24 protein-coding genes are annotated in these 25,329 nt (G+C 71.0%); 13 read left to right on the top strand and 11 right to left on the bottom strand.

The features are described from left to right. The first annotated feature begins 64 nt into the window (after positions 1-64). Both IG54_RS0116155 and IG54_RS0116150 read left to right on the top strand, forming a co-directional pair. On the top strand, positions 65-1,081 hold the full coding sequence (locus IG54_RS0116155; protein ID WP_030783633.1) for an aldo/keto reductase: 1,017 nt from the start codon (positions 65-67) through the stop codon (positions 1,079-1,081). A 23-nt stretch (positions 1,082-1,104) separates the two neighbouring features. Continuing rightward, on the top strand, positions 1,105-1,692 hold the full coding sequence (locus IG54_RS0116150) for a TetR family transcriptional regulator (protein WP_030783630.1): 588 nt from the start codon (positions 1,105-1,107) through the stop codon (positions 1,690-1,692). Between the two features lie 73 nt (positions 1,693-1,765). Here IG54_RS0116150 and IG54_RS0116145 read toward each other — a convergent pair whose 3' ends face one another. Continuing rightward, on the bottom strand, positions 1,766-1,981 hold the full coding sequence (locus tag IG54_RS0116145) for a hypothetical protein (RefSeq protein ID WP_030783628.1): 216 nt from the start codon (positions 1,979-1,981) through the stop codon (positions 1,766-1,768). 77 nt (positions 1,982-2,058) lie between these two features. Further along, entirely contained in the window at positions 2,059-3,438 is a 1,380-nt protein-coding gene (locus IG54_RS0116140; protein WP_030783625.1) for a glycine--tRNA ligase, read from the bottom strand. A 189-nt stretch (positions 3,439-3,627) separates the two neighbouring features. Between IG54_RS0116140 and IG54_RS0116135 the strand changes: the two genes are divergently transcribed. From IG54_RS0116135 to IG54_RS0116120, 4 genes are all read left to right on the top strand, one after another. Continuing rightward, on the top strand, positions 3,628-4,593 hold the full coding sequence (locus tag IG54_RS0116135) for a metal ABC transporter substrate-binding protein (protein ID WP_030783622.1): 966 nt from the start codon (positions 3,628-3,630) through the stop codon (positions 4,591-4,593). 32 nt (positions 4,594-4,625) lie between these two features. Further along, positions 4,626-5,432 (top strand): metal ABC transporter ATP-binding protein, encoded by an 807-nt coding sequence (locus IG54_RS0116130; protein WP_051819539.1) that lies wholly within the window; start codon positions 4,626-4,628, stop codon positions 5,430-5,432. Between the two features lie 19 nt (positions 5,433-5,451). Continuing rightward, positions 5,452-6,342 (top strand): metal ABC transporter permease, encoded by an 891-nt coding sequence (locus IG54_RS0116125; RefSeq protein ID WP_030783617.1) that lies wholly within the window; start codon positions 5,452-5,454, stop codon positions 6,340-6,342. Positions 6,343-6,413: 71 nt separating this feature from the next. Beyond that, positions 6,414-6,815: a Fur family transcriptional regulator gene (locus IG54_RS0116120; protein WP_030783615.1), complete on the top strand. Its 402-nt coding sequence runs from the start codon at positions 6,414-6,416 to the stop codon at positions 6,813-6,815. 66 nt (positions 6,816-6,881) lie between these two features. On the opposite strand, the gene IG54_RS0116115 is transcribed toward IG54_RS0116120, so the two are convergent. From IG54_RS0116115 to IG54_RS40275, 4 genes are read right to left on the bottom strand one after another with little or no spacing between them, the layout of a single operon-like run. Beyond that, positions 6,882-7,703 carry an isoprenyl transferase gene (locus tag IG54_RS0116115; RefSeq protein ID WP_030783612.1) on the bottom strand — a complete coding sequence of 274 codons (822 nt, stop codon included), beginning with the start codon at positions 7,701-7,703 and terminating at the stop codon, positions 6,882-6,884. Between the two features lie 54 nt (positions 7,704-7,757). After that, on the bottom strand, positions 7,758-8,507 hold the full coding sequence (recO, locus tag IG54_RS0116110; RefSeq protein ID WP_030783609.1) for a DNA repair protein RecO: 750 nt from the start codon (positions 8,505-8,507) through the stop codon (positions 7,758-7,760). Positions 8,508-8,554: 47 nt separating this feature from the next. Beyond that, entirely contained in the window at positions 8,555-8,782 is a 228-nt protein-coding gene (locus IG54_RS0116105) for a hypothetical protein (protein ID WP_030783606.1), read from the bottom strand. Continuing rightward, positions 8,779-9,003: a hypothetical protein gene (locus IG54_RS40275; protein ID WP_158708877.1), complete on the bottom strand. Its 225-nt coding sequence runs from the start codon at positions 9,001-9,003 to the stop codon at positions 8,779-8,781. The genes IG54_RS0116105 and IG54_RS40275 overlap by 4 nt, the downstream gene beginning before the upstream one ends. Positions 9,004-9,118: 115 nt before the next feature. On the opposite strand from IG54_RS40275, the gene IG54_RS0116100 reads away from it, so the two are divergent. Next, a complete protein-coding gene (locus tag IG54_RS0116100) occupies positions 9,119-9,952 on the top strand; it encodes a helix-turn-helix domain-containing protein (RefSeq protein ID WP_030783602.1) in 834 nt (277 codons plus the stop codon). Then, on the top strand, positions 9,934-10,146 hold the full coding sequence (locus tag IG54_RS40270; protein ID WP_078594144.1) for a DUF397 domain-containing protein: 213 nt from the start codon (positions 9,934-9,936) through the stop codon (positions 10,144-10,146). The genes IG54_RS0116100 and IG54_RS40270 overlap by 19 nt, the downstream gene beginning before the upstream one ends. Here IG54_RS40270 and IG54_RS0116095 read toward each other — a convergent pair. Both IG54_RS0116095 and IG54_RS0116090 read right to left on the bottom strand, forming a co-directional pair. Continuing rightward, the gene (locus tag IG54_RS0116095) at positions 10,121-10,336 is read right to left on the bottom strand and encodes a DUF6199 family natural product biosynthesis protein (protein ID WP_030783599.1); all 216 of its coding nucleotides are present in this window, start codon (positions 10,334-10,336) and stop codon (positions 10,121-10,123) included. The two genes, IG54_RS40270 and IG54_RS0116095, sit on opposite strands and share 26 nt — an antisense overlap. 89 nt (positions 10,337-10,425) lie before the next feature. After that, positions 10,426-11,226, bottom strand: coding sequence for an isocitrate lyase/PEP mutase family protein (locus IG54_RS0116090; protein ID WP_030783596.1), 801 nt, complete (start codon positions 11,224-11,226; stop codon positions 10,426-10,428). Positions 11,227-11,536: 310 nt separating this feature from the next. Here IG54_RS0116090 and IG54_RS39655 point away from each other — a divergent pair, with 310 nt between their 5' ends. The 5 genes from IG54_RS39655 to IG54_RS0116065 all read left to right on the top strand — a co-directional run bounded on the left by IG54_RS39655 (position 11,537) and on the right by IG54_RS0116065 (position 23,561). Continuing rightward, on the top strand, positions 11,537-17,554 hold the full coding sequence (locus IG54_RS39655; protein ID WP_063756227.1) for a type I polyketide synthase: 6,018 nt from the start codon (positions 11,537-11,539) through the stop codon (positions 17,552-17,554). A 329-nt stretch (positions 17,555-17,883) separates the two neighbouring features. Further along, entirely contained in the window at positions 17,884-19,827 is a 1,944-nt protein-coding gene (locus IG54_RS0116080) for a hypothetical protein (protein ID WP_051819538.1), read from the top strand. Further along, positions 19,824-21,449 (top strand): PfaD family polyunsaturated fatty acid/polyketide biosynthesis protein, encoded by a 1,626-nt coding sequence (locus IG54_RS0116075; RefSeq protein WP_051819537.1) that lies wholly within the window; start codon positions 19,824-19,826, stop codon positions 21,447-21,449. Before IG54_RS0116080 ends, IG54_RS0116075 begins: the two co-directional genes overlap by 4 nt. 20 nt (positions 21,450-21,469) lie before the next feature. Continuing rightward, on the top strand, positions 21,470-22,288 hold the full coding sequence (locus tag IG54_RS0116070; protein ID WP_030783585.1) for a hypothetical protein: 819 nt from the start codon (positions 21,470-21,472) through the stop codon (positions 22,286-22,288). Continuing rightward, on the top strand, positions 22,257-23,561 hold the full coding sequence (locus IG54_RS0116065) for an aldehyde dehydrogenase family protein (RefSeq protein WP_051819536.1): 1,305 nt from the start codon (positions 22,257-22,259) through the stop codon (positions 23,559-23,561). The genes IG54_RS0116070 and IG54_RS0116065 overlap by 32 nt, the downstream gene beginning before the upstream one ends. On the opposite strand, the gene IG54_RS0116060 is transcribed toward IG54_RS0116065, so the two are convergent. Genes IG54_RS0116060 through IG54_RS0116050 form a run of 3 tightly spaced genes read right to left on the bottom strand, consistent with a single transcriptional unit; the run spans position 23,471 to position 25,214 of the window. Beyond that, complete coding sequence (locus IG54_RS0116060; RefSeq protein ID WP_158708874.1) at positions 23,471-24,172, bottom strand: hypothetical protein; 702 nt, start codon at positions 24,170-24,172, stop codon at positions 23,471-23,473. The two genes, IG54_RS0116065 and IG54_RS0116060, sit on opposite strands and share 91 nt — an antisense overlap. Positions 24,173-24,180: 8 nt before the next feature. Beyond that, complete coding sequence (locus tag IG54_RS0116055) at positions 24,181-24,576, bottom strand: DUF6114 domain-containing protein (protein ID WP_199809545.1); 396 nt, start codon at positions 24,574-24,576, stop codon at positions 24,181-24,183. Then, the gene (locus IG54_RS0116050) at positions 24,573-25,214 is read right to left on the bottom strand and encodes a DUF6230 family protein (protein WP_051819534.1); all 642 of its coding nucleotides are present in this window, start codon (positions 25,212-25,214) and stop codon (positions 24,573-24,575) included. The genes IG54_RS0116055 and IG54_RS0116050 overlap by 4 nt, the downstream gene beginning before the upstream one ends. Positions 25,215-25,329 lie beyond the last annotated feature (115 nt).

Here is a 25,329-nt window from a genome sequence, read left to right as displayed (position 1 = left end):
GACGGGTGACAGATGACGGATGACAGATATTGAAATCTGTCATCCGTCATGTCATGGTGGACGCATGCGTACTCTCACCCTCGGAACCACCGGCCCCCGCACCTCCGCCCTCGGCCTCGGCTGCATGGGCATGTCCGCGCTCTACGGAGAGGCGGACCGCACGGAGTCCATCGCGACCATCCACGCCGCCCTCGAAGCGGGCGTCACGCTCCTGGACACCGGCGACTTCTACGCCATGGGGCACAACGAACTGCTGATCGGCGAGGCCCTGCGCACCGCCCCCGCCGCCCGCCGCGAGCAGGCCCTCACCAGCGTCAAGTTCGGCGCCCTGCGCGACCCGGACGGCGGCTGGTCGGGGTACGACGGGCGTCCGGCGGCCGTCAAGAACTTCGCCGCGTACTCGCTCCAGCGCCTCGGCGTCGACCACATCGACATCTACCGCATCGCCCGCATCGACCCCGACGTGCCGGTCGAGGAGACGGTCGGCGCCATCGCGGAGCTGGTCGAGAAGGGGCACGTCCGGCACATCGGCCTCTCCGAGGTCGGCGCCGAGACGATCCGCCGGGCGGCGGCCACGGCCCCCATCAGCGACCTCCAGATCGAGTACTCCCTCATCTCCCGCGGCATCGAGGCGCGCATCCTGCCGACAGCCGCCGAGCTGGGCATCGGCGTCACGGCGTACGGGGTGCTCTCCCGCGGCCTGATCTCCGGGCACTTCACCCGCGACCGGAAGCTGGCCGCGAACGACTTCCGTGCGATGAGCCCCCGCTTCCAGGGCGAGAACCTCGACCGCAACCTCGACCTGGTCGACGCCCTGCGGAAGATCGCCGACGAGAAGGGCGTCAGCGTCGCGCAGACCGCCATCGCCTGGGTGCTCGCGCAGGGCCCCCGGCACGGCGCGGCCGTCGTGCCGCTGGTCGGCGCGCGCCGCCGGGACCGCCTCGCGGAGGCGCTGGGCGCCCTGGACGTGACGCTCGACGCGGGCGACCTCGCCGCGATCGAGGCGGCCGTCCCCGCGGACGCGGCGGCCGGCGCGCGCTATCCGCAGGCACAGATGGCACACCTCGACAGCGAGCACTGATCCGTCCCCGGTACGGTCTAGCCATGGCAGCGACCACGGCCCCCCTGACCCCCGAGCGCATCCTCGAAGCGACCGAGGAGATGCTGCGCAGGCACGGCGCGGCCAGGGCCACGGTCGTCGACGTGGCCCGCGCCCTCGGGGTGAGCCACGGGACGGTGTACCGCCACTTCCGTACGAAGGCGGAGCTGCGCGGCGCGGTGACGCGGCGCTGGCTGGACCGTACCTCCGAGACGCTCTCCGGAATCGTCAGCGGCGCCGAGCCTCCCGGGGCGAAGCTCCGCCACTGGCTCGCGGGCCTCTTCGAGGCCAAGCAGCACAAGGCGGGCGACGATCCCGAACTCTTCGCCACGTACTCGGTCCTGGTCGCCGAGAACAGCGACGTGGTGGACGACCACATCGCCGACCTCACGGGCCAGCTCACGGCGATCATCCAGGAGGGTGTGGACAAGGGGGACTTCGCCTCCCCCGACCCCGCGGTCTCGGCCCGCGCGGTCTTCGACGCGACGAGCCGCTTCCACGACCCCGCCTACGCCCCGCAGTGGTCCCGCCCGGGCATCGAGGACGCGTTCGCGGCGGTCCTGGACCTGACCTTGCGCGGTCTACGGGCCTAGGGCCTGGCCGTGAAGTCCCGTCGTTCGCCCGGTGGGTGGGCGTCGCGGCGCAGGCGGGATTCGCGGACGCGCCCTAGGGCGTGTCCGGCCCCGACGGATCCACCGTCGCCTGGTGCTCCCGCGCCAAGTGCTCCTCGGCCTTGAGCCACGGCAGGAACCGCGTCTTCCAGCGCCACCCGCAGGTGCCACAGCTCAACTGCCGCCGCACGCCCGCCCTTCGGACCTCGATGACGTGCTCGCGCCCATGCTGGTCCCACCGTCTGACCCTGCTCGTGGCCGTTGGAAGCATGCGCTCAGTGTGCACAGAAGCCCCCGGTTCCATAACCCGGAACCGGGGGCTTCTGGCGGTCTGGCTCAGGTGGAGCGTCAGCAGCCCACGAGACGCGTCGCGAGGTAGCCCTCGATCTGGTCGAGGGACACGCGCTCCTGCTTCATCGAGTCACGCTCGCGCACCGTCACCGCGTTGTCGTCGAGGGTGTCGAAGTCGACCGTCACGCAGTACGGCGTGCCGATCTCGTCCTGGCGGCGGTAGCGGCGGCCGATGGCGCCCGCGTCGTCGAACTCGATGTTCCAGTTCTGGCGGAGAGCGGTGGCCAGGCCCTTGGCCTTGGGGGACAGCTCCGGGTTCCTCGAAAGGGGAAGGACCGCGACCTTCACCGGGGCGATGCGGTGGTCGAAGCGCATGACCGTCCGCTTCTCCAGCTTGCCCTTGGCGTTCGGCGCCTCGTCCTCGATGTAGGAGTCGAGGAGGAAGGCGAGCATGGTGCGGCCGACACCGGCGGCGGGCTCGATGACGTACGGAGTCCAGCGCTCGCCGGCCTCCTGGTCGAAGTAGGACAGGTCCTGGCCGGACGCCTTGGAGTGCGCGGACAGGTCGTAGTCGGTGCGGTTGGCGACGCCTTCCAGCTCGCCCCACTCGCTGCCGCCGAACTGGAAGCGGTACTCGATGTCAGCGGTGCGCTTGGAGTAGTGGGAGAGCTTCTCCTTCGGGTGCTCGTACCACCGCATGTTCTCCTCGCGCAGGCCGAGGCCGGTGTACCAGTTCCAGCGCTGCTCCATCCAGTATTCCTGCCACTGCTCGTCCTCGCCCGGCTTGACGAAGAACTCCATCTCCATCTGCTCGAACTCACGGGTGCGGAAGATGAAGTTGCCGGGCGTGATCTCGTTGCGGAAGGACTTGCCCATCTGCGCGATGCCGAACGGCGGCTTGCGGCGCGAGGTCTGCTGGACCTGGGCGAAGTTGGTGAAGATGCCCTGCGCGGTCTCGGGGCGCAGGTAGGCGACGGAGCCGCTGTCCTGGGTGGGGCCGAGGTGGGTGGAGAGCAGGCCGGAGAACTGCTTGGGCTCGGTGAACTGGCCCTTGGTGCCGCAGTTGGGGCAGTTGATGTCCGCGAGGCTCTCCGGGGCGCGGCCCTTCTTCTCCTCGTACGACTCCTCCAGGTGGTCCGCGCGGAAGCGCTTGTGGCAGGAGGTGCACTCGGTGAGCGGGTCGGAGAAGGTCGCGACATGGCCGGAGGCCTGCCAGACCTCGCTCGCCAGGATCACGGACGAGTCGATGCCGACGACATCTTCGCGCGAGGTGACCATGTAGCGCCACCACTGGCGCTTGAGGTTCTCCTTCAGCTCGACGCCCAGCGGTCCGTAGTCCCAGGCGGCGCGCTGGCCGCCGTAGATCTCACTGCACGGGAAAACGAAGCCACGGCGCTTGCTCAGGCTGACGATGGTGTCGATCTTGTCGGCGGCCACGGTGCTCTCTTCATAAGACGGTGGGCGAGGCGAATGCCTCAGGTTACCGGCGGCCTGACCCCCCTAATCAAATCGGTTCCCCATAAGCGGTCCCAGCCCCTCCGCCGAGGCTCTCGTCGGGACCCCGACCGGGCCCCTCTCCGCACCTCTTGTTGACAATCGTTTCCACATTTGTTGAAAATGAGTGTCATGAACGTACGACGACGCCTCATACCCACCGCCGCCCTCGCCTCCGCGACGGTCCTCGGTCTCACGGCCCTGACCGCCTGCTCCTCCACCGCGGACGGCAAGGACGGCAAGCTCGACGTGGTGGCGTCGTTCTACCCCATGCAGTACCTCGCGGAGCAGATCGGCGGCGGCCACGTCTCCGTCACCACGCTCACCGAGCCCGGCCAGGAGCCCCACGACCTCGACGTCTCCGCCAAGCAGCGCGGGGAACTCGAGGAGTCCGACGTCGCCCTGTACCTCAAGGGCCTCCAGCCCGCCGTCGACGACGCGATCGACCAGTCCGGCATCAGGACCAAGGTCGACGCCGCCTCCCTCACCAGCATGGAGAAGCACGGCACCGAGGTCGGCGGCCACGAGGAAGAGGGCCACGAGGGCCACGACCACGGCCACGACCACGAGGGCTCCGACCCCCACATCTGGCTCGACCCGGTGAAGTACGCCGAGGTCGCCAAGGGCGTCGGCAAGGCGCTGGAGAAGGCCGACCCGGACCACGCGGCGACGTACAAGAAGAACACCGCGAAGCTCGTGAAGAACCTCGATGGCTTGAACAAGCGCTTCGAAGACGGCCTGAAGAACACCAAGGCGGACTCCCGGGTCTTCATCACCACCCACGCCGCCTTCGGCTACCTCGCCGAGCGCTACGGCCTCACCGAGGAGGCCATCAGCGGCCTGGACCCCGAGGGCGAGCCGAGCGCCAAGCGCGTCAAGGACCTCCAGAAGATGGCGAAGGAGGACGGCGTGACCACCGTCTTCTACGAGACGCTCGTCAGCGACGAGACGGCCAGGACCCTGGCGAAGGACGCCCAGCTCAAGACCGACGTACTCGACCCGATCGAGGGCATCACCAAGAAGTCCAGGGGCGAGGACTACATCCAGGTCATGGACTCCAACCTCAAGGCCCTCCAGAAGGCCCTGGGCGCCAAGTGACCCCACCCCCTGTGGCTACGGAGGCACGAGCCATGAGCAAGCACACCGCATCCGCATCCACATCCGCATCCGGTGACACGGAAGCCGTGATATCCCTGCGCAAGGTGACGGCCGAGCTGGGCTCGCGCCCCGTGCTGCGCGGCATCGACCTCACCGTCGGACGCGGCGAGGTCGTCGCCCTGCTCGGCGCCAACGGCTCGGGCAAGTCCACGGCGGTCCGCACGATCATCGGCCAGGTCCCCGTCACCGGCGGCGACGTGGAGATCTTCGGCACCGCCCGCCGCCGCTTCCGCGACTGGGCCCGCGTCGGTTACGTCCCGCAGCGCACCACCGCCGCGGGCGGCGTCCCCGCCACGATCAACGAGGTCGTCACCTCCGGCCGCCTCTCCCGCGCCCGCTTCGGCCTGCTCCGCAAGGCCGACCGCGAGGCCGTGGCCCGCGCCATCGACCTGGTGGGCCTCGCCGACCGCGCCAAGGACTCCGTGAACGCCCTCTCGGGCGGCCAGCACCAGCGCGTCCTGATCGCCCGCGCGCTGGCCTCCGAGCCGGAACTGCTGATCATGGACGAGCCGATGGCGGGCGTCGACCTGGCCAGCCAGGAGGTCCTCGCGGCCACCCTGCGCCAGCAGGTCGCCAAGGGCACCTCGGTGCTGCTCGTCCTCCATGAACTGGGGCCCCTGGAGCCGCTGATCGACCGTGCCGTGGTGCTGCGCGACGGCTGCGTCCTGCACGACGGGCCGCCCCCGCGCGCGGTCGGCCAGCACGCGCTGCCCGGCCACGACCACGTCCACCCGCACGACGCCGACGCCGAGCCGGTCCGCACCGGCCTGCTGACCTGACCGAGGGCGAGCAAGAACGATGGAAATCCTCGAGTACGCCTTCATGCAGCGGGCCCTGCTCGCCGCCGTCCTGGTCGGCATCACCGCGCCCGCCGTCGGCATCTACCTCGTCCAGCGCCGCCAGGCCCTGATGGGCGACGGCATCGGCCACGTGGCGATGACGGGCGTGGGCCTCGGCTTCCTGCTCTCGGCCTCGCCCGTGTGGATGGCGACGGCGGTCGCGATCGTCGGCGCCGTCGTGATGGAGCTGATCCGCTGGTACGGCAAGACGCGCGGCGACATCGCCCTCGCGATGCTGTTCTACGGCGGTATGGCGGGCGGCGTCATGTTCATCAACCTCGCCCCCGGCGGGTCGAACGCGAACCTCCAGTCGTACCTCTTCGGATCCCTCTCGACCGTCTCCGAGGAGGACGTATCGGCGATCTGCCTGCTCGCCGCGTTTGTGGTCCTCGTCACGGTCGGCCTGCGCCGCCAGCTCTTCGCGGTCAGCCAGGACGAGGAGTTCGCGCGCGTGACGGGCCTCCCGGTGCGCGCCCTGAACCTCCTCACCGCCGTCACCGCGGCGGTCACGGTGACCGTCGCCATGCGCGTCGTGGGCCTGCTCCTGGTCTCCGCGCTGATGGTGGTGCCGGTGGCGGCCGCCCAGCAGCTCACCCGCAGCTTCGCGGCGACCTTCGCGATCTCGGTGGCGATCGGCATCGCGGTGACGATCGGCGGCACGGCGACCTCGTACTACCAGGACGTCCCGCCCGGCGCGACCATCGTGCTGCTCACCATCGGCGTCTTCATCGCCCTGACGGTCCTCGCGACGCCACTGGCCAGGCGCAGGGCGCGGGCCAAGGCCGCGGCGGAGGCGGCGGGCGACCCGGCGGAGTGCTCGGTTCCGGCCCAGCCGGTGGCCAGGACCTGACCTGGCCCGTGGCCGACCTGGCACAATGGCCCGGCAGGCCCAGACCAGAGCGCAGACGCGAGGAGACAACCGTGGGAGCCCCGGTTCGAGGCAGGTCCACCCGCCAGCGCGCGGCAGTGGCCGCGGCACTCGACGACGTGGACGAGTTCCGCAGTGCGCAGGAGCTGCACGACATGCTCAAGCACAAGGGCGACTCGGTCGGTCTGACCACGGTCTACCGCACGCTCCAGTCGCTGGCCGACGCCGGCGAGGTGGACGCGCTGCGCACCAGCGAGGGCGAGACGGTCTACCGCCGCTGCTCGACGGGAGAGCACCACCACCACCTGGTCTGCCGCGTCTGCGGCAAGGCCGTCGAGGTGGAGGGCCCCGCGGTGGAGAAGTGGGCCGACACGATCGCCGCCGAGCACGGCTTCGTGAACGTGGCGCACACGGTCGAGATCTTCGGTACGTGCGCGGAGTGCGCGAGCAAGTAGGCATACGTACGTGGATGGGGGGCCCGCGCTGTGACAGCGCGGGCCCCCTCACTCACGTATGCCCGACTAGCTCTCGGCGATCTGCTGCTCGTTCGGGATCGCCCCGCCGAAGCGGCGGTCGCGTGAGGCGTATTCGAGACAAGCGCGCCACAGGTCGCGGCGGTCGAAGTCCGGCCACAGCACGTCCTGGAAGACCATCTCCGCGTACGCGCTCTGCCAGAGCAGGTAGTTGGAGGTGCGCTGCTCGCCGCTGGGCCGCAGGAACAGGTCGACGTCCGGCATGTCCGGGTAGTACAGGTACTTCGCGAAGGTCTTCTCGCTGACCTTGGCGGGGTCGAGCCGGCCCGCCCGCACGTCTTCCGCGAGGGCCTGGGCGGCGTCCGCGATCTCGGCGCGGCCGCCGTAGTTCATGCAGAAGTACAGGGTGAGCTTGTCGTTGTCCTTGGTCTGCTCCTGGGAGATCTCCAGCTCCTTGGCGACCGACTTCCACAGCTTGGGCATGCGGCCCACCCAGCGCACGCGGATGCCGAGATCGTCGAGCTGGTCGCGGGTCTTGCGGATGAAGTCGCGGTTGAAGTTCATCAGGAACTTCACCTCGTCCGGGGAGCGCTTCCAGTTCTCGGTGGAGAAGGCGTAGAGCGAGATCGCGCCGACGCCCATCTCGATGCCGCCCTGGAGGACGTCGAGGACGCGCTCGGCGCCCACCTTGTGCCCCTCGGTACGCGGCAGCCCGCGCTCCTTGGCCCACCGTCCGTTGCCGTCCATGACGATGGCGACGTGCTTCGGCACCAGCTCACCGGGGATCTTCGGCGGCCGTACGCCCGTGGGGTGCGGCTCCGGGGTCTTGTACTCGCGGCGGGACCGGCCGAGGATTCCGCGTCGTGCCATGGGGCTCTCTCTCCTACGTGACTTGAGGGTGGTGCGGGGTGGTACTGGTACTGCTCAGCTTTTCTCCACGTACCGCAGGGAGCGCAACCCGCGCTCCAGATGCCAGTGCAGATAGGCCGAAACCAGCCCGCTGCCCTCGCGCGCGTGCCGCGCCTCGCACGCGTCCGCGGTCTCCCAGTCGCCGGTGAGCAGCGCGCCGAGCAGGGTGAGGGTCTCCGCGGACGGTACGACGCTGCCGGGCACCCGGCAGTCGACGCAGACCGAGCCGCCCGCCGCGACCGAGAAGAAGCGGTTGGGGCCCGGCATGCCGCACTTCGCGCAGTCGTTGAAGCTGGGCGCGTAGCCGTTCACGGCGAGGGAGCGCAGCAGGAAGGCGTCGAGGACGAGGTGCGGCGCGTGCTCACCGCGGGCGAGCACGCGCAGCCCGCCCACCAGCAGCAGATACTGCTGCACGGCGGGCTCGCCCTCGTTGTCGGTGAACCGTTCCGCCGTCTCCAGCATGGCCGTGCCGGCGGTGTAGCGGGCGTAGTCGGAGGCGATCCCGCTGCCGTACGGCGCGATGGTCTCACTCTGCGTACAGAGGGGCAGCCCGCGTCCGACGAGTTCGCTGCCGCGCGCGAAGAACTGCACGTCGACGTGGGAGAAGGGTTCGAGCCGGGCCCCGAACTTGGACTTGGTGCGCCGCACCCCGCGCGCCACCGCGCGTACCCGCCCGTGACCGCGCGTGAGCAACGTGATGATCCGGTCCGCCTCACCCAGCTTCTGGGTGCGCAGCACGATGCCGTCGTCGCGGAACAGACTCATGGGGCCATTCTCGCGTACGGCGGGGGATGCCGGGTGCGTCGGGGCGGTCAGGGCACCTCCCCCCGGCTACGGGCGTTCGCGTACGCCGTCGCCGCGCGCAGGCGCTCCGCGGCGGTCGCCGTGCGGACGGCCTCCGGGTCGCAGTCCCATTCGCGGCCCCCTCCGTAGGGGCGCAGCTGGACGTACGGACCCTCGTGGCCCATCACCCTGCCGACGCGCCCGTTACGGGTGTCGACGACGTACGAGCCGACGGGGAGGTTCGCGGGAAGGTTCACGGCGCACTCCTCAGCGCGGCGGCGAGGCGTGCCGCCACGTCGAGGGAACATCCGCCCAATTCAATGAGCGGACAGGGTGCCTCCCTGGCGATCGTCGCGGGATCGATCCGCAGGGACGGCAAGGTAATTTCCGCTCGCGCGAGTGCGGCGCGCAATTCCCTCAATGTTTCCTCCGCCTGTTCGACGCATGCCACTGCGTGGCGCTTCGATTCCGCCGTCACCTGACTCCCCTTCGCTTCCGGATTTCACTCTTCGCACCCCTACGGTGACGCCCTGCGCCTACACTCGGCAGGGGTCTGCCCGCTACAACTGCGGGGCAGTGGAAGGCGGTTGGCCGTGGCCAATGGTTCACGACAGGCGGCGTGGGAGTTCTTCGGCGCGGAGCTGAAGCGGCGGCGCGAGGAGGCCGGGATGACCCAGTCGGCACTGGGTGCGCTGGTTTTCGTCTCCGGCGGTTACATCGGCCAATTCGAACAGGCTATTCGTAAGCCGCAGCTGGATGTGGCGGAGCGGATCGACGAGGTCCTGCAAACCGACGGCTTTTTCGAGCGAATGTGCCGGAAGCTGATCAAAGAGACTCCTTATGCGGAGTACTTCGCGCACGTGGCGGAACTGGAGCGGCTTGCCACGGAGATCTGCGACTTCGCGCCGGCTGTGGTTCCGGGGCTTCTCCAAACGCCGGAGTACGCACGCGCAGTGTTCCTGGCGAGCCACCCGTTCGCCACGGACGACTACGTCGAGGAGAGAGTCAAGGCCCGCATAGACCGTGCGCACATCCTCAAGGGCGCTACACGGCCCGTGTATTGGGTGATCCTGCACGAAACCGCTCTGCGCACCCCTGTCGGGGGCCCGGCGGCCATGGTCCAGCAGTTGGAGCACATCGCCGCCACGGTGCGTGAGCGCCGGGCGATGGTGCAGGTGCTGCCATTCTCTGCCGGGGCCTACCCGAGCATGGGCAAGATGCTGAAGCTCATGGAGTTCCCGGACGCCCCGCCTACCGCCTATACAGAGGGCGTGCTTTCGGGGAACCTGCTGGATGATCCGGCCGTGGTGAAGCAGGTACAGGCGGCATACGATCAACTCAGGGCCGCTGCGCTGTCACCGGAGGCGTCCCTGGCCCTGATCGGTTCGGCGGCGGAGGACTACAGACAATGCGTGAGTACGACCTGAGCGCCGCCCGCTGGCGCAAGAGCAGTTACAGCGGCGGAGACAGCGGTGAATGCGTCGAGGTCGCCGACGGAGTCCCCGGCGTTGTCCCGGTACGGGACAGCAAGGCCCCCGAGGGCCCCGCCCTGATCATCGGCGCCCCCGCCTGGCAGGCATTCGTCAGCGGCACGCTCAGGTCAGTTCCACGACCAGCATGATCACCGCCCCGGCCAGCACCACCACACCCACCGCCCGCTCCAGCCTGTAGCCGGCGCGATTGGGCTCCGTGGCGTCGTAGTCCTTCACGAACGGCTTCTGGAGAGGGCGGTTCACCCTCCACAGGAGCCGCGGCTTCGCCACCTGGACTGCCGCCACGACGATGAACACGCACAGGAACGCCACAACCATGAAGGGGACCCCTCTCCGGCTCCTTCGGGCTCGCACAGCCCGGTGGAATCCACGCTGCCCCCGAACAGGTCCCTGACACGCCGCAGCTGTCAGGAGAAGCGGTCGGACAGCGCCTGCGTGTCGGCGTAGGACGGGAGGCCCGCCGGGAGGGCGGCGCCGTCCCGCACCGACTCGGCCGCCGCGACAGCGCCCCGCAGCGCCGCGCGGAACAGCAGCGAGCCGCAACTGACGCGCCGCACACCGGCCGCGGCGAGTTCGGGGAGGGACGGCCCCTCGGGCGAGTGCAGGATGTTGAGAGGTGCGGCGAACTTCGAGGCCAGCCGGGTGATGACCCGCACGTCCCGCAGGCCCGGCACGAACAGGCCGTCCGAGCCCGCCTGTTCGTACGCGGCGAGCCGGTCCTCGGTCTGCGCCGCATGGTCCCCCGGCAGCCAGTACGTATCCGTGCGAGCGTTGATGAAGAGGCGGCCGTCCGTGGCCCCCTTCACGGCCCGGAGCACCGCGCACTGCCGTTCGAGGTCGGCGAGCGTGCCGTCTCCGCGGCCGTCCTCGATGTTCACGCCCACGATCCCCGCGTCCGCCAACTCCACCGCGAGCGCGGCGACTTCCTCGGGGCGGTCGCTGAAGCCGCCCTCGATGTCGACGCTGACCAGGACGTCGAGGCGGGCGAGACCGCGGGCGAGCCGGAGGGTCTCCTCGCGGGCGGCGCCCGACCCGTTCCCGTCGGGCAGCCCCGCCGCGGCGGCCACCCCGAGACTGGTCGTCCCGACCGCCCGGAAGCCGGCGGCGGCCAGGGCGGCGGCCGACGCGTGGTCCCAGGCGTTGGGGAGCAGGAGGGGCGCACCGGGCGAGCGGTGCAGGTCGCGGAAGTGCTCGTAGCGAAGTGTCATGGCCCGACCGTACGGGCGCACCCCGGCGACCGGCGCCGTAACCGGCTCAGTAGCCGACGCCGCCTGGCCCTGCGTCCAACGCCTCTACGCGGACAGCGAGTTCAACTGGCCCGCGAGGAACTGGCCGTGCTTGTGCGGTCAATAATCCCATCTGATCCCTTCTATTTAATTCAGGGGTGACGGTTTTCGATGGGCGCGCCGGGGAGTTACGAGGCGCGACGGCATTTCGACTAGTCTGGTCCGAAGGTTCCCGAATGCGGACATCCGACCAGGCCATCTCGGTGCCATTATCTTCATACATGAGGGTCGAATGACAGACTCAGTTGACTTCCGAATGTCCAGGAATCCCCTTGCCGTTGTCGGTATCGCCGGGATGTTTCCAGAGGCACGCGATGTCCGCGAATTCTGGAGCAATGTGCTGGCGGGGCGGGACTGCATCACCGAAGTCCCCGAAAGTCATTGGCGAATCGACGAGCACTACGATCCCGACATGTTCGCGGAGGACAAGACATACGCCCGCCGTGGTGGATTCCTGCCCGCCGCCGTCTTCGATCCGGCCGAACACGCGATTCCACCGGCTGCACTTGACTCCATCGGCCTGGTCCAGCTCCTGAGCCTGGAGGTGGCGAAGGAAGTACTGCGGGACGCCGGTTGCGAGGAGGCGCCCTGGTACGACCCTTCGCGCACCGGCGTCATGCTCGGCGTATGCGGGCAGAACACCACGATGTTCCCGCTCGGCTCACGCCTCTACGGTCCGGTCGTGCGTGAGGCGGCCCTCAGTGTCGGCCTGTCGGAGCGGGAAGCCCTCGAAATCGAGAGGCGGTTCAAGGCGGCGTCTCCCGCATGGACCGAGGACAGCTTTCCCGGAATCCTGCCGAACGTGGTCTCCGGCCGCATCGCGAACCGCTTCAACCTGGGCGCCGCGAACTGCACCGTCGACGCGGCGTGCGCCAGCTCCCTGGCGGCCCTGCGTATGGCCGCGAGTGAACTCGTCGAGCACCGGGCCGATTTGATGATCACCGGCGGCTGTGACGCCGACAATTCACTCACGGCGTTCATGTGCTTCAGCAAGACGCCCGCACTGTCCCCGAGCGGACACATCAAGCCTTTCGACGCCTCGGCGGACGGGACGCTGATCGGCGAGGGAATCGGCATGCTGGCACTCAAGCGGCTTGCGGACGCCGAGCGTGACGGTAACCGCGTCTACGCCGTTCTTCGTGGCCTCGGGGGGTCCAGCGACGGGCGGACGAACAGTATGTACGCGCCCTCCGGCCAAGGACAATTGCGGGCGCTTCGCCGCGCCTATGCCGATGCTGAATTCAGTGCGGACTGCGTGGAACTGATCGAGGCACACGGAACCGGCACAGCCGTGGGGGATTCCGTCGAACTCACGGCCCTGCAAACGCTTTTGGGGGACTCCGCCCGGACCCGCAGCGTCGCGATCGGGAGTGTGAAGTCCCAGGTCGGCCACACCAAGGCGGCGGCCGGGGCCGTGGGTCTCATCAAGGCCGCACTCGCGCTGCACCACAAGGTCCTGCCGCCGACCATCAACGTGGACACCGTCAATGACGCGGCCGACGGCGCGCTGTACGTCAACACGCGGACCCGGCCATGGGTGCTCGACCCACACCGCCCCGTGCGCCGCGGGGCCGTATCGGCCTTCGGGTTCGGGGGCGTCAATTTCCACGCCGTCCTGGAGGAGCACCGCACCGCGGACCAGGAGGCGCTGACGTTGCACAGCGTTCCGCGGGCGCGGCTGTGGCACGCCCCTGACACGGAAGCCCTGCTGCGCCAGTTGCGCGAAGGCACGGAAGCGGAATCCGGCGGGCCCATCCCCGCCCACCACGTACGCCTGGGAATTCTCGCCGCCGACGAGGCGGAACTGGCCGCCCTGATCGCGCGGAGCGCCGAGGCCATCGAGTCCGCCCCGGGCCGCGACGACTGGAGCCTGCCCGGCAAGGCCTACTACCGCCGTGCAGCGATGCCGACGGGTTCCAAGGTGGCCGCGCTCTTCTCCGGCCAGGGCAGCCAGTACGAGAACATGGGCCTGGAAGCGCTCGTCGGCATTCCTCCCGTGCGGCGCGCCTTCGACGAGGCCAACATGCGGTGGCAGGACGAGGAGGAGACCCTCGCGCAGGCGGTCTACCCGCCCCCGGGGCAGCGTGCGGTCCCTGCCACGCTGCAACGCACCTCGTACGCGCAGTGCGCGGTCGTGGCCCTGGCGATGGGGCAGTTCCGGTATCTGCGCGAGGTGGGCCTCCTTCCCCAGGGGCTGCTCGGCCACAGCTGCGGCGAGCTGACCGCGCTGTGGGCCGCCGACAGCCTCACCGACGAGGGGTGCCTCGCCCTGACGCGTGAGCGTGGCCGGGCCATGGAACCGCCGGTGGGCTCCGGGGACGACCCGGGGGCGATGGCCGCGGCACGTATGTCCTTGGAGCGCTGGGAGGACATGGCCGCAGACCATCCCGGCCTGACCCTCTGCAACATCAACGCCGTGGACGAGATCGTGGTCGGAGGCCCGACGGACGCGGTCCGGGCGTTCACCGACTTCTGCGCGACCGTGGACATCGCCTCCCACCGGCTCCCGGTCGCCGCCGCGTTCCACACTCCCCTGGTCGAGCACGCCGTCGACGGCTTCAGCCGGGCCGTGGAGCGTGTGGGCGTCGCCCGGCCGCAGGTCCCCGTCCTGGCGAACACGCCGGGCGCCCGTTACGGCGACGACCTCCCGGCCAACAACCGCACGCTCGTCGAGCAGATGGTGCGGCCCGTGGACTTCGCCGGCCGGGTGCGGGAGCTGTACGCGGAGGGCTTCCGCGTCTTCGTGGAGTGCGGGCCCAAGCAGGTGCTGACGCGCCTGGTCCAGCGGACCCTGGACGGGGCCGACGTGGAGGTCGTCGCCACCGACGCCGGGCCGGGAGGCGACAGCGCGGCCTCCTTGAAGTGCGCCGCGCTACGGCTGGCGGTCCTCGGCATGGACATCCGCGACATCAACCGTTACGACGCGCCTGCCGCCGCGCCCCGTGCCGCTGCCGCCTCTCCCGTGGCCAGGCTGCTGGAGGGGCCGTCGTTCGCGGTGACAGCCTGCCGTGACCGGTACGACGCCGCGCTGAACGAGCCTTTCGAGCGCACCCCCGCCACGCCCGCACCCGCCACACCCGCACCTGCCATGCCCGCACCCGCCGTGGCGGCGCCGCGCTCGGCACCTGCCGCGGGGGAGCACGTCCTGGTGGAGGCGGCCACCAGGCACCTGGAGCTGCATACGCAGTACGTGGAGGGCCAGTTGCACACGGCCCGCAGCCTGACCGGTCTACTGGAAGGCGGGCGGGCCGAGAACTCCGGCAGGTCGCTGCTGCGCGAGGTGGAGGCCGTCCGCGACCACGGCGTGGCACTGAGCCGGGCTCACATCCGCGCGCAGGAAGTGCTCCTCGACTTCGCCCGCCTGGGCCTCGGGACCGCCCAGGAACCCTCACCGCCGCCCCCCGCCACTGGTGCCGAGGAGCCGGACAACTTCGTACCCTCCGCGCCCGAGGCCGTACCCGCCCAGGCACGAGGAGAAGCGGAGGAGCAGACTGCCGAAGCCCTGCCCCAGCCGAGGTCCGCCCCACCCGCCCCGGAACCTCCCGCGCCCGCCGCTCCCGAGGAGCCGCTGGAGCAGATCGAGGTGGAACGGACGCTGCGGGAGCTGGTCGCGGAGAAGACCGGCTACACCTTCGAGATGGTCGACCCCACCCTGGACATCCAGAACGAGCTGGGCATCGACTCACTGAAGCAGGTGGAGATCGCGTCGGAGGCGTGGCGCCGCTACCCCTCCCTGCCGCGCGACGAGATCTACCGCTTCGCGCAGGCCCGCACGGTCCGTGAGCTGTCGGCCGTCCTCATCGAGGTCGCCGCCGCCTCGGCGGATGTCCTGGCCGCCCCCGACACACACACCGGGGAGCCTGCCGCGCCGCTGCCTGTCGGCCGGGCCTGCTGGACACTTGATCCCCTGCCCGCAGCGGACGTCCTCGCCGACGCTTACGGGCCACACCCCGCCGCACTCCTCCTCGATGACCGAAGCGCCCTGGCCGACGCCCTCGCCGACGCGCTGTCAGCCCGTGGGTGGGACGTCCGCCGGCTCGTACTGCCGGGGGCGGGCGCGCCCGGCGACGGCCACTGCGAACTCGCCGACTGGACTGAGGACACACTGCGCGAACAGCTCGCCAAGGCCACCGCCTCCGCGCAGGGGCTGGGACTGTGCGTGCTGCCGGTCGCCCGGGGGCGGAGTGCCGACACCGACGCCGCACTCGCCCGGCTGAGCCATGCCGTGCTGGTCGCCAAGCACGTGGTGCCCGCTCTCAAGCAGACGGCCGCCGCGGGCCACCGGGCCGCTTTCATGGCCGTCACGCAGTTGGACGGGGCGCTGGGGCTCGCGGGTTCGGACGGACTGGGGCACGAGGCGTTGTTCGGCGGTCTGGGCGGCCTGATCAAGGCACTCGCGGTGGAGGAGCCGAGTCTGTACTTCCGCGTCCTTGACTGCGCTCCCCATCTCCATCCGAAGGAGGTGGCCGCGCGGTTCCTCGGCGAGATGACCGATGCCGCCGCCCTGACGGAGATCGGCTGGGACGGCGCGGTGCGGCGCACGCCGACGCTGACCACGGGCCCCAGCGACCTGCTGCCCCTGGGCGCGGCATCGCACGGCGTGGCAGCGGACGACCTTCTGGTGGTGACAGGAGGAGCGCGGGGCATCACCGCCTGGTGCCTGGAGGCGCTCGCCACCCAGCAGCCGTGCGGATTGATCCTGCTGGGCCGCACCCGCCTGGAGGAGCTTCCCGAAGAACCGGGAACCCGCGAGCCGCTCGACGCGGAGGCCGGGGATCTGGACCAGCAACGGGAGATGCACGCCACGCTCGCCGCCCTGCGCGCGGCAGGCGCCGATGTCACCTACCTCGCGGCGGACGTCGGTGACGCGGAGGCGGTCCGGGCCGCGCTCGCCCCGTACGCCGGTCGTGTCACCGGTGTGCTCCACGGCGCCGGAATCCTGGCCGACCAGCCGCTGGCGGAGAAGAAGCCGCAGGACATCGCGCGAGTGGTGGGGACCAAGCTCGCGGGCCTCGCCAACGTCCTGGCCGCCCTGGAGCCGGAGAACCTGCGCCACCTGGTCGTCTTCACCTCGGTGTCCGGGATCTACGGCAACGGGCGCCAGACGGACTACGCGATGGCCAACGAAGCCCTCAACCGGTTCGCCTGCGCCTGGAAGAAGGGACATCCCACCACCCGCGTGGCGGCGATGGCCTGGGGGCCCTGGCGCGGCGGCATGGCTTCGGGACGGGCCCAGGAACTCTTCACCCAGCTCGGTGTGCCTCTCCTGAGCCGCGAGGAGGGCTGTGCCCACTTCGTCCAGCAGATGGCTCCCGCACGCGGCGATGACATGGTGACGGTCATCGGCCCATTGGCCTCGTTCTTCCGGCCCTCTGCGCCACCCCGGCAGATGGAAGTGGTGCGGGAGCTGTCCGGCCTCGCCGCCGAGCCCGTACTCCGTGATCACAGCATCGACGGGCGGCCGGTGCTGCCCATGACCGCGGCCGTCGGATGGGGCATCAACCTGGTCGAACGCGCGTACGCCGACAGGCCGGTGACGCGGATCCGTGACTTCTACGTCCGCAAGGGGCTTGTCCTCGACGGCTCCGAGCCGCCACGCGCACGCGTGACCATGCTCGGCGCAGACAGCCGTACCGACGGCGTCTCGGTCGCGGTCCATGACGACGGCCCCAGCCGACGGCTCCGCTACGAAGGCGCCTTCGCCATGACGGCGGACGGCGCCGCCCCACCCCGTATGCGGCTCCCCGAGGACCTGGAACACCTGGAACACCTGGGGGCCGAGGACGACTCCCACCACCCCGCGTACGCGGACGGATTCCTTTTCCACGGGCCGCTGTTGCGAGGGCTCGGCCGCGTACTGAGTGAGGACGACACCCGCCTGGTCGTCGCGGCGAGGCTCCAGGACCCCTCGCTGGCCCGTGGGGCGTACTCCGGCGCCCTGTACAGCCCGGCGTCGGCCGATCTGCTCCTCCAGGCGGCGGCCCTTCTGGGCAGACGGTTGTGCGGCCACCGCTGCCTGCCGGTCTCCGTCGAACAGGTGGACCTGTTCGACTCGTTGCCCGATGACGAACCGTTCGTCATCGTCGTCGAGTTTGTGGCTCAGGACCCCCTGGAACTCACCTGCACGGTCTCCGCGTGCACTCCGCGGGGTGACGTCCTTCAGCGCTGGAAGGGCCTCAAAGGAATCGTGGCCGTGCCGGAACTCGCCACCCGCGCGGCGTGGCCCGTGCCCGCGCCCGCCGATCTCTGACGGCGAACGCCCCCACTCCGAGCGAAGAGACCATGGACGATCTCCAGTTTCACGGACCCCCTGTCGTAGTCCCCTGGTGGCCGGAAGAGAGTGCCGGGAATCCGGTCGCCCCGGCATGCGCCTCGCCCGCTCCTGTACCGGCCGCCCGGTCCTGCCCCGGGGCCCCGGTGAGCGTGGCGCGGGAACTCGCGGGCCTTGTCCATACCGCCCATGAGACGGCCCTGCGGGCCCATCAAGCACTTGAGGAGTGGGCGCTCGCAGGCGCCGCCCGGGCAACCCCGGGGGCGTCGGCAGCGGTCACCCCGGGGGCGCCGGCACCGGTCACCCCAGTGCTGCCGGCAGCCGTCATCGAAGCCGGGGAGGCGGCGCGGCGTACGCCCGCTCGGGAGGCCGGTGGCTTCCTGCGGGCGAGCGTCACCTATCGGCACGACGGCGAGCTGCCGTCCGCCGCCGTACTGCGTGCCGACACCACGCCCGCCACAGAGGGCGCGGGATCCTGGGGTTGGACCGTGCACCACGGCGCGGCGCTCCTGGCCGAGGCACACGGCCTGGCGGGTGAAGGCGCGAGGCAGGCAGCGGCCTGGCCGGTCCGGCCGGTGCCCGGCGAGAGCCGCCAGTTCCGTGCCCTGGCCCGCGCCACACGCGACCACCTCGGCCCGGCGGACGTGAAGATGATGTCCGCCGAGCGCCCGGGGAGCCTGTGCCGCGTGACGGAGGCCACCCACTCCGGCGCCGAGACGGGCCGGTTCCACCTGGGTCGTCTGACGGCCACCGTCGACCTCGGCCCCGGCGGTTCAAGTGGGGGCTGGCCGGCGCTGCTCGACGCCGCCTGGCAGGCGCTGCACCTCCACGCACTGCACCAGGGGCTGCACACCTGCCTGGTCCGACCCGCTCTGCTGCCCTGGGCGGGCAAGAACACGGAGATCGAAGTCCTGGACACGGCACAACTCACCGGCTCGCTCACGCTGGAGGCGGACATCGCGGCGATCGGCCTTGTCCCCCGCCCCCATGTGGTCGCCGACATGCGCGTCCACACCGCTCGGGGCCTCCTCGCCCGGCTGCACAACGTGGCCGTGATCCTGCGGGAGAGGCCGGGCACCCCGGTGGGGCCCGGAGCCGCCGCACGACAGGGTTCAGGGGATGAGACACCCCCGATTGCCAACGAGCTGCACATGGCGCATGCCGCCGAAGGAGACCTGCACGTCGCCTACGGCTCCCCCGTCGACGCGGCACAGCCGAAGATCCGCCCCCGCCTGCCCCGGGGCGACCTGCTCATGCTGGACCGGCTGCTCACCGCTCCCCCCGCCGATGGCGAGGGCTCGCCGGAATCCGTATACGTCACCGAGTACGACGTGCCGGCGGCCCCCTGGTACGTCCGGGAGAACGGGGGCACGGTCCCCCACCTCATGTACCTGGAGTCCTCGCTCCAAGCCGCGGCCTTCGTCGGGGGCGCGCTGGGTGCCAGCCTTGAGTTCCCCGGCGAGAACGTCACCGTCCGCAATCTTGAGGGCCAGGACCACATGGTGCGCCAGGCCGATCTGCTCGGGCGCACCGTACGTCAGCGCACCAGGATCCTCGCTCGTACTCCGTTGCCCGGCGCGGTACTTCAGCGGTACGCGTACGAACTCAGCGTGGACGACGAGGTGTTCTACCGAGGGGAGAGCGTCCACGGCTTCTTCACCGAGAGCGCCCTTGCCAGTCAGCAGGGCATGGACGGGGGCCGCATCGTCCCTCCGTGGCTGAGACGCCAGGCGCCGGACGCCGTGCACACGGTCCGGCCCGACCTGTCGGCACTTCCCGTGGGACAGGGGCGTTTCGCCTTCCTGTCGGGGACCGAGAGCGAGCTGGTGCGCGACGGCGGCACCCACGGCCGGGGATACCTGCTGTGCACCAAACCGGTGCGTGCGGACGACTGGTACTTCGCCCACCACTTCCTCAACGACCCCGTCATGCCCGGCTCTTGCGGGGTCGAGCTGCTGATCCAGATGGTGAAGGGCTACCTGCTGTGCACCGGCGCCGTCGACGAGAAGGAGCTGCACGCCCTGCGCACACCGCCCGGTGCGGAACTCCGGTGGACCTACCGGGGGCAGATCCTGCCGCGGCACCACGAGGTGCAGGCGGAGATCCATCTGCGCCGGATCCACCGGGCCGGCGAGGGCCTTACGGCCTGGGCCGACGGCAGCGTCTGGCGCGACGGCCTGCGCATCTACGCGGTCGACAACATCGTCCTCCAGGTGGGCGACAGTTCCGGAGAGCAGGTGGGTCACCCATGATGGCGTCGGACCACCCCGGCGTACGCTTCGACCCCGTCGATGTCCGTGCGCTCCTGTGCGAGCTGGATCAGCCGTGTTTCGTCGTCCGCCAGGAGGGACGGATCGGGGTCGTCGCCGAACGTCCCGGCGCCGGTTCCGGGACACAGGTCCTGGCCGCGGCCTCACCGGTCAGCACCCGCGCGCTGGGTGCCCCGCGTTTCCTCGCGCGGCACGGAGTGCGGCAGCCCTACATGGCGGGGTCGATGGCGGGCGGCATCTCGTCCGAGGAACTGGTGGTCGCCCTTGCCCGCTCCGGCCACCTGGCGTCCTTCGGCGCGGCCGGTCTCCCCACCGGCCGTGTCGAGCAGGCGCTGCGACGGCTGCGCCGGGACCTCCCGGATCTTCCCTGGGCCTGCAACCTCATCCACGACCCGGCCGACCCGGCGTCGGAACGCCGGACGGTGGACCTCTGCCTGCACCACCAGGTGGCGTGCGTCGAGGCGTCCGCCTTCCTCCAGCCGACGGCGGAGCTGGTCCGTTACCGCGCGGCGGGACTGCGCTGGGCACCGGACGGAGCCGTGCACACCGGCAACCGCGTCATCGCGAAGGTCTCGCAGCCCAGCACCGCCGAGTTCTTCCTGCGGCCACCCCCCGCCGAACTCCTGACCGAACTCGCCCACCAGGGGCGTATCACCGCCGAGCAGGCAGAACTGGCCGCGCGGGTGGCGCTGGCCGACGACATCACCGTGGAAGCCGATTCCGCCGGGCACACCGACCGGCGCCCGCTGGTCACCCAACTGCCCCTGATCATCGCCCTGCGGGACCGCGAGGCGGCGGCCGGGCGTCCCGGCGGGGTCGTCGGCGTCGGCGCGGCCGGTGGCATCGGCACTCCCCAGGCCGCGTTCGGTGCCTTCGCCATGGGGGCGGACTACATCGTCACCGGCTCCATCAACCAGGCATGCGCCGAAGCGGGCACCTCGCCCGCGGTAAAGACCATGCTCGCCGAAGCCGGGCCCGGCGACTACGCGATGGCCCCCGCCGCCGACATGTTCGAAATGGGAGTCGATGTACAGGTCCTCAAACGGGGGACCCTGTTCCCTGGCCGGGCCGCGTGGCTCTACCGGCTCTACCGCGAGCACGCGAGCCTTGAGGACCTGCCCGCGAGCGACCTCAAGCGGCTGGAGGAACAGATCCTGCGCCGCCCCGTGGGCCAGGCGTGGTCGGACGTGGCCGCCTACCTCGCACAGCACCGGCCCGACCAGGCGGCACTCGCCGCGCACACGCCCAAGCTCCGTATGGCCCTGCTCTTCCGCTGGTATCTGGGACTCTCCTCACGCTGGGCCGCTCAAGGCGCCCCGGACCGTGGCGGCGACTACCAGATCTGGTGCGGCCCGGCGATGAGCGCGTTCAACGCCTGGGTCCGTGGCACGCTCTGGCAGGGCCCCGACCATCGGCACGCCCCGGACATCGCCCGGGCGCTGCTGTCCGGCGCGGCCTACCACAGCCGCCTCGCCCAGCTGCGCTTCGCGGGTGTCGGCCTGCCTTCTCTGTGCGGCACCTACCCCGCCCCCGGTGCGGTACCGCCCGCGGGCGCCTCCCTCCGACCCCAAGGGACGGCGCTCCCCTCACTCGTCACGAGCTGAAGAAGGGCTCTTTCGCTCCCATGCTGCAAATCGACCCGTTCTGGTCCTACGGGATCGGGGCGGGCTGTGCACTGGCCACCGCCACCGGGCTGCGTGCCGCCCATGGTGACGGCACGCGCCAAGAGGCCATCCGGGACCGGGGGCTGCTGGCCACCCTGCTCTTCATGGGGATGCTGTTCATCCCCATGGGCATGTGGCTGGCCACGCGGTTCCCCGACTGGGAGACCATGTACGCCTGGCACGCCGTCCCGCCGTGGGCACTGGCGGCCTTCAGCGCGGGCCTCGTGGTCTGCGCCGCAGCGGGCTACCTGCTCACTCACGGGCTGCTGGTCCGAGGCAAGCTGTGGAGCGCCTGCCTGCAATTCGTCCTGGCCTACGTCGCCGTCTTCTGCACGCTCATCCATGGCTGGGACGGCACCGGTCTGCGCCGCTTCCTCGCCACCGCGCCCGCCGCCTTCACCTCCCCGACGCCGACCACGGCCGAACTCATCCAGTGGCTGCGGTCCCCCATCGCCGAGACGCTGTTCTGGATGGGTCTCGTGCTGATCCCGGCCCTCCTGGCGGTGAACGTCCGGCTTCGAACGGGGGGCACGGGCATGGTCCTGCGGGCGACGATGGTCATCCTGGGCCCGTGCCTCGCGCTCGCCGTCTCGGCATGCCTGGCCGTCACGGTGTTCGGCGCACTCCTCGGCGGTGCGGCGTGGACCGCTCTCGCCGTCGCCGTCCTGCATCCCCGCGGCGCGCTGGCCGCGGTGTGCCGACGTATCGCCCTGCCCGCCGCACCTCCGCCCCGCCGGGAAGAAGCCTTTGGAGGCCAGCATCGTCACGCCGGACGGTGACCGTGATCGCGTCACCGTGACAAGCGCCTTCTCGGGCCTTCCCATGCTCTGCCTTCCCCTCTCCTGCGCGGCGGACGTCCGTCCCACCGTCGACCGGGCCCGTTGCGCCCAGGAGGCGTGGGGGCCGACACCGGCCGCTGAGCGCACGCGGTGGCTCATGCGTCTGCGCGCGGACCTCAGGGCCCACAGCGCCTGGCTGGGGTCCGTCGTCCAGCACGCCGGCGGGCTCGGGCCGCGCGATTGCGTCGCCGAACTCCGCCAGGCGGACAAGGTGTTGCTCCATGCGGTCAAGGTCCTGCGGGCGTCGTCGGGCCTGCGGCAGGCCCTGCACGCCGTACGGCCCCGCCCGGCCCCGGGCCCGTACGGCGGCCCGCACAGACCGGCCGTGATCTCCTCGCGCGTGCATGAGGGGCGGCCCCTGGCCTCCCTCCTCGAAGGCGCCCTGCCCGCCCTTGTGGGTGGCAGCGCCGTCGTCACCGAGGTGGACGTCCGCAGCGCCGTGCCCGCGCTCGCGGTGAGACTCCTGGCGCGGGGGGCCGGTCTGCCCCGGCACGTCTGGCAGTTGCTGCCGAACCAGGGCTCCGAGCGGGCTACCGCGGGGGATCTGCGAGCGGTACTGGACGAACACGCGGACGACGTCGCCCCGCAATGCTGTCTGCGCGGCACCTCGGGGTCAGGGAACGCGGGGACGCGGGCTCCGGGTCTTCTCGTGCTGCGGCACGACGGATGCTCCCGTGCGGCCGCCCAGGCAGCGGTCGACGCCTGCTTCTCGCGTGCCGGCCGGATGTGCTCGACCACCCCGCTCATCGCGGTGCACGCCGATCGACGAGCCGAGTTCCTGCGACAACTCATCGACCGGGCGGCCCGGTTCACCCCGGAAACCACGCTCCCCGGCCGGGGACAACTCACCCTCATGCGCGATTGGTCCGCCACCGTCGCGGCATCCGGTGCTCTGCCTCTACTGCCGAACAGTTATACCGACGGTACGACGCCACCCGTCCCGGAGCCGGTCGCCCTCCTCGACGACAGTGCCTGGTACCAGAGGCTCCCCGAACTCCCTCCGGCCGGCCCGGTCGCGATCGTCACCACCTTCACCCGCTGGTCCGGGGCGCTGGCGCTCGCCCGTCACACCGGTACCCACCTCAGCGTCTTCACCCGCACGCGTGCCGCGCAGCTGGTTCCTCAGTTCGCGGGGCTGCCCGCGTCCCGGATCGGATTCAACCGGGCGTCGTCGCCCACCCCGGCCTGGGGCGGACCGGGCGCGCACTCCTGACCGGGGCCGATGGTCGTGCCGTCGGTGGTGGCGTGATCGGCACGGGCCCACAGACCCGTCGCGTGAACATCGCTCAAGTAGAGGTAGGGCAAGGGCAAGGGAGGCAGTGCGGCCGTGGAGAGGGCCATGGGCAGCAGGCCGAAGACGCGGCCCCTGAGCCACGTCGCGGCGAACCGCACGTCACCGGAGAGGGTGATGCGACGGGCCGCCGTGCAGGAGCCGGGCGCGCGGCCCGAACCCTGGTAGCCGATACGGGCGTTGTCCAGGGTGACACTCGCGGCGCGGCACACGTCGCTCCCCAGGGGGCAGTACATGGCGGTGACGGTGAGGCCGGTGGCACGCAGCGTCGCCCCGCGCGGGGACCGGCCGCCCGGCACAGCGGCCTTGAAGCATGCCAGAACGGCTCGTGCGGCTCTCGCTCGCGCCGCTCTCGCGGGAGCGGCGGCAGGGAGATCCGCTGCCGTACACGAGTCCACGGGCGCGGCTGCCGTCGCGGGGGCCCTGCGCACGGGCGGCACGGGCGGTACGGCGGGATCGGCACCGGCGGAGACGGGGAGGAGACCGAGTACGCAGGTGGCGCAGAGGAGCAGCGCCGCGCGCCGTCGTCTCACTCGTCCACTCACCACGCGGCGTCGACGGCCTCGTCGACCGATACCGGTGCCGCCTCGGATCCGCCCTCGTCCTTTCTCCACGCCAGGGCGAGCGAGCCGCCGAGCAGAGCGAGAAACATGCCGATCAGGAAGCCGCCGAGGTTGGCGAGCGGGTAGGACAGCAGTCCGAGGACGAGGGCGGCCGCACCGCTCGTGGTGGCGTTGGCGGGGCGTACCCATAGGTGTGCGGCGCAGGCCAGCAGGGCGGCGGCCAGGAGGACCGCGCCGGCGCCGCTGATCCCCTGAAGGCCCAGCAGGCTGGGGCGGGCGAGCGGGAAGGACCCCAGTTCGGCGGCGGCCAGGGCGAGCACGAGGCAGGCGGCCACGGGGCGCGGGCGACGAGGCGGGGTGGAAGCCGCGCTCACGTGCATGGCTGCTCCCCCCGGCGGACGGACATGTCGGCGCCCGCGAGGGAGAACATCCCCGCCGTCAGCGACCAGGCCTTCAGGCGCATGTTCTCGATGGACAGCTTGCGGGCCTGTTGCCCGTACGTGCCCGCCGGGCCGGTGACCCCCGAGCCGTTCAGCGTGGCGGCATCTCGGCCCATCTCGACTGATTTGTACGTCATGTCCCCGGTCAGGCGGGTCAGGTCGAGCGCCAGGTGCTCGGCGCGCACCGGCTCGGGCGCGCCGGAGCGGATGACCAGAGTGGCGGTGCCGAACGGGGAGCGTGTCACCGCCGACTGACACAGGCCGCTGATCCGCGCGCTGCGGATGCCGACGACCGCCACCGGGTGGCGGGTGCCTTCTCCGTCGGCGCGGAAGGAGGCGAACTGGGTGGCACCGGTAGCCTCCAGCCGCTCGGCCGTAACGGTGAACGGGCTGCCCGCGACAGCGAAGGAGACCGGGATCTCGGCCGCGGTCGTCGTGACGACGGTCCCGGCTCCCAGCGTCAGCGCCGCACCGAAGACGAGGGTGAAGCGCCGCCATCTGATGCGGCCGCGACGCCGGCCCGCCCGCGCACCCCGGCGCTTCGACGGCGAACGGGATGTCGTTGCTTCCATGGAGTGTGTCCCTCGTGCCGGCGCGTGTGGTGCGAGCGTTCTGCCACCTGCGCAACGCGGTTCCGAGGGCGGGCGTCACCACGGCCTACCCGAACGGCCGTACCGACGGCGGCTG

Origin of the sequence: Streptomyces sp. NRRL S-920 (assembly GCF_000717945.1) — a bacterium.
Taxonomy (GTDB): domain Bacteria; phylum Actinomycetota; class Actinomycetes; order Streptomycetales; family Streptomycetaceae; genus Streptomyces; species Streptomyces alboniger.
The sequence above is the reverse complement of the archived record's forward strand: the minus strand, read 5'-3'. Positions and strand labels throughout refer to the sequence as shown.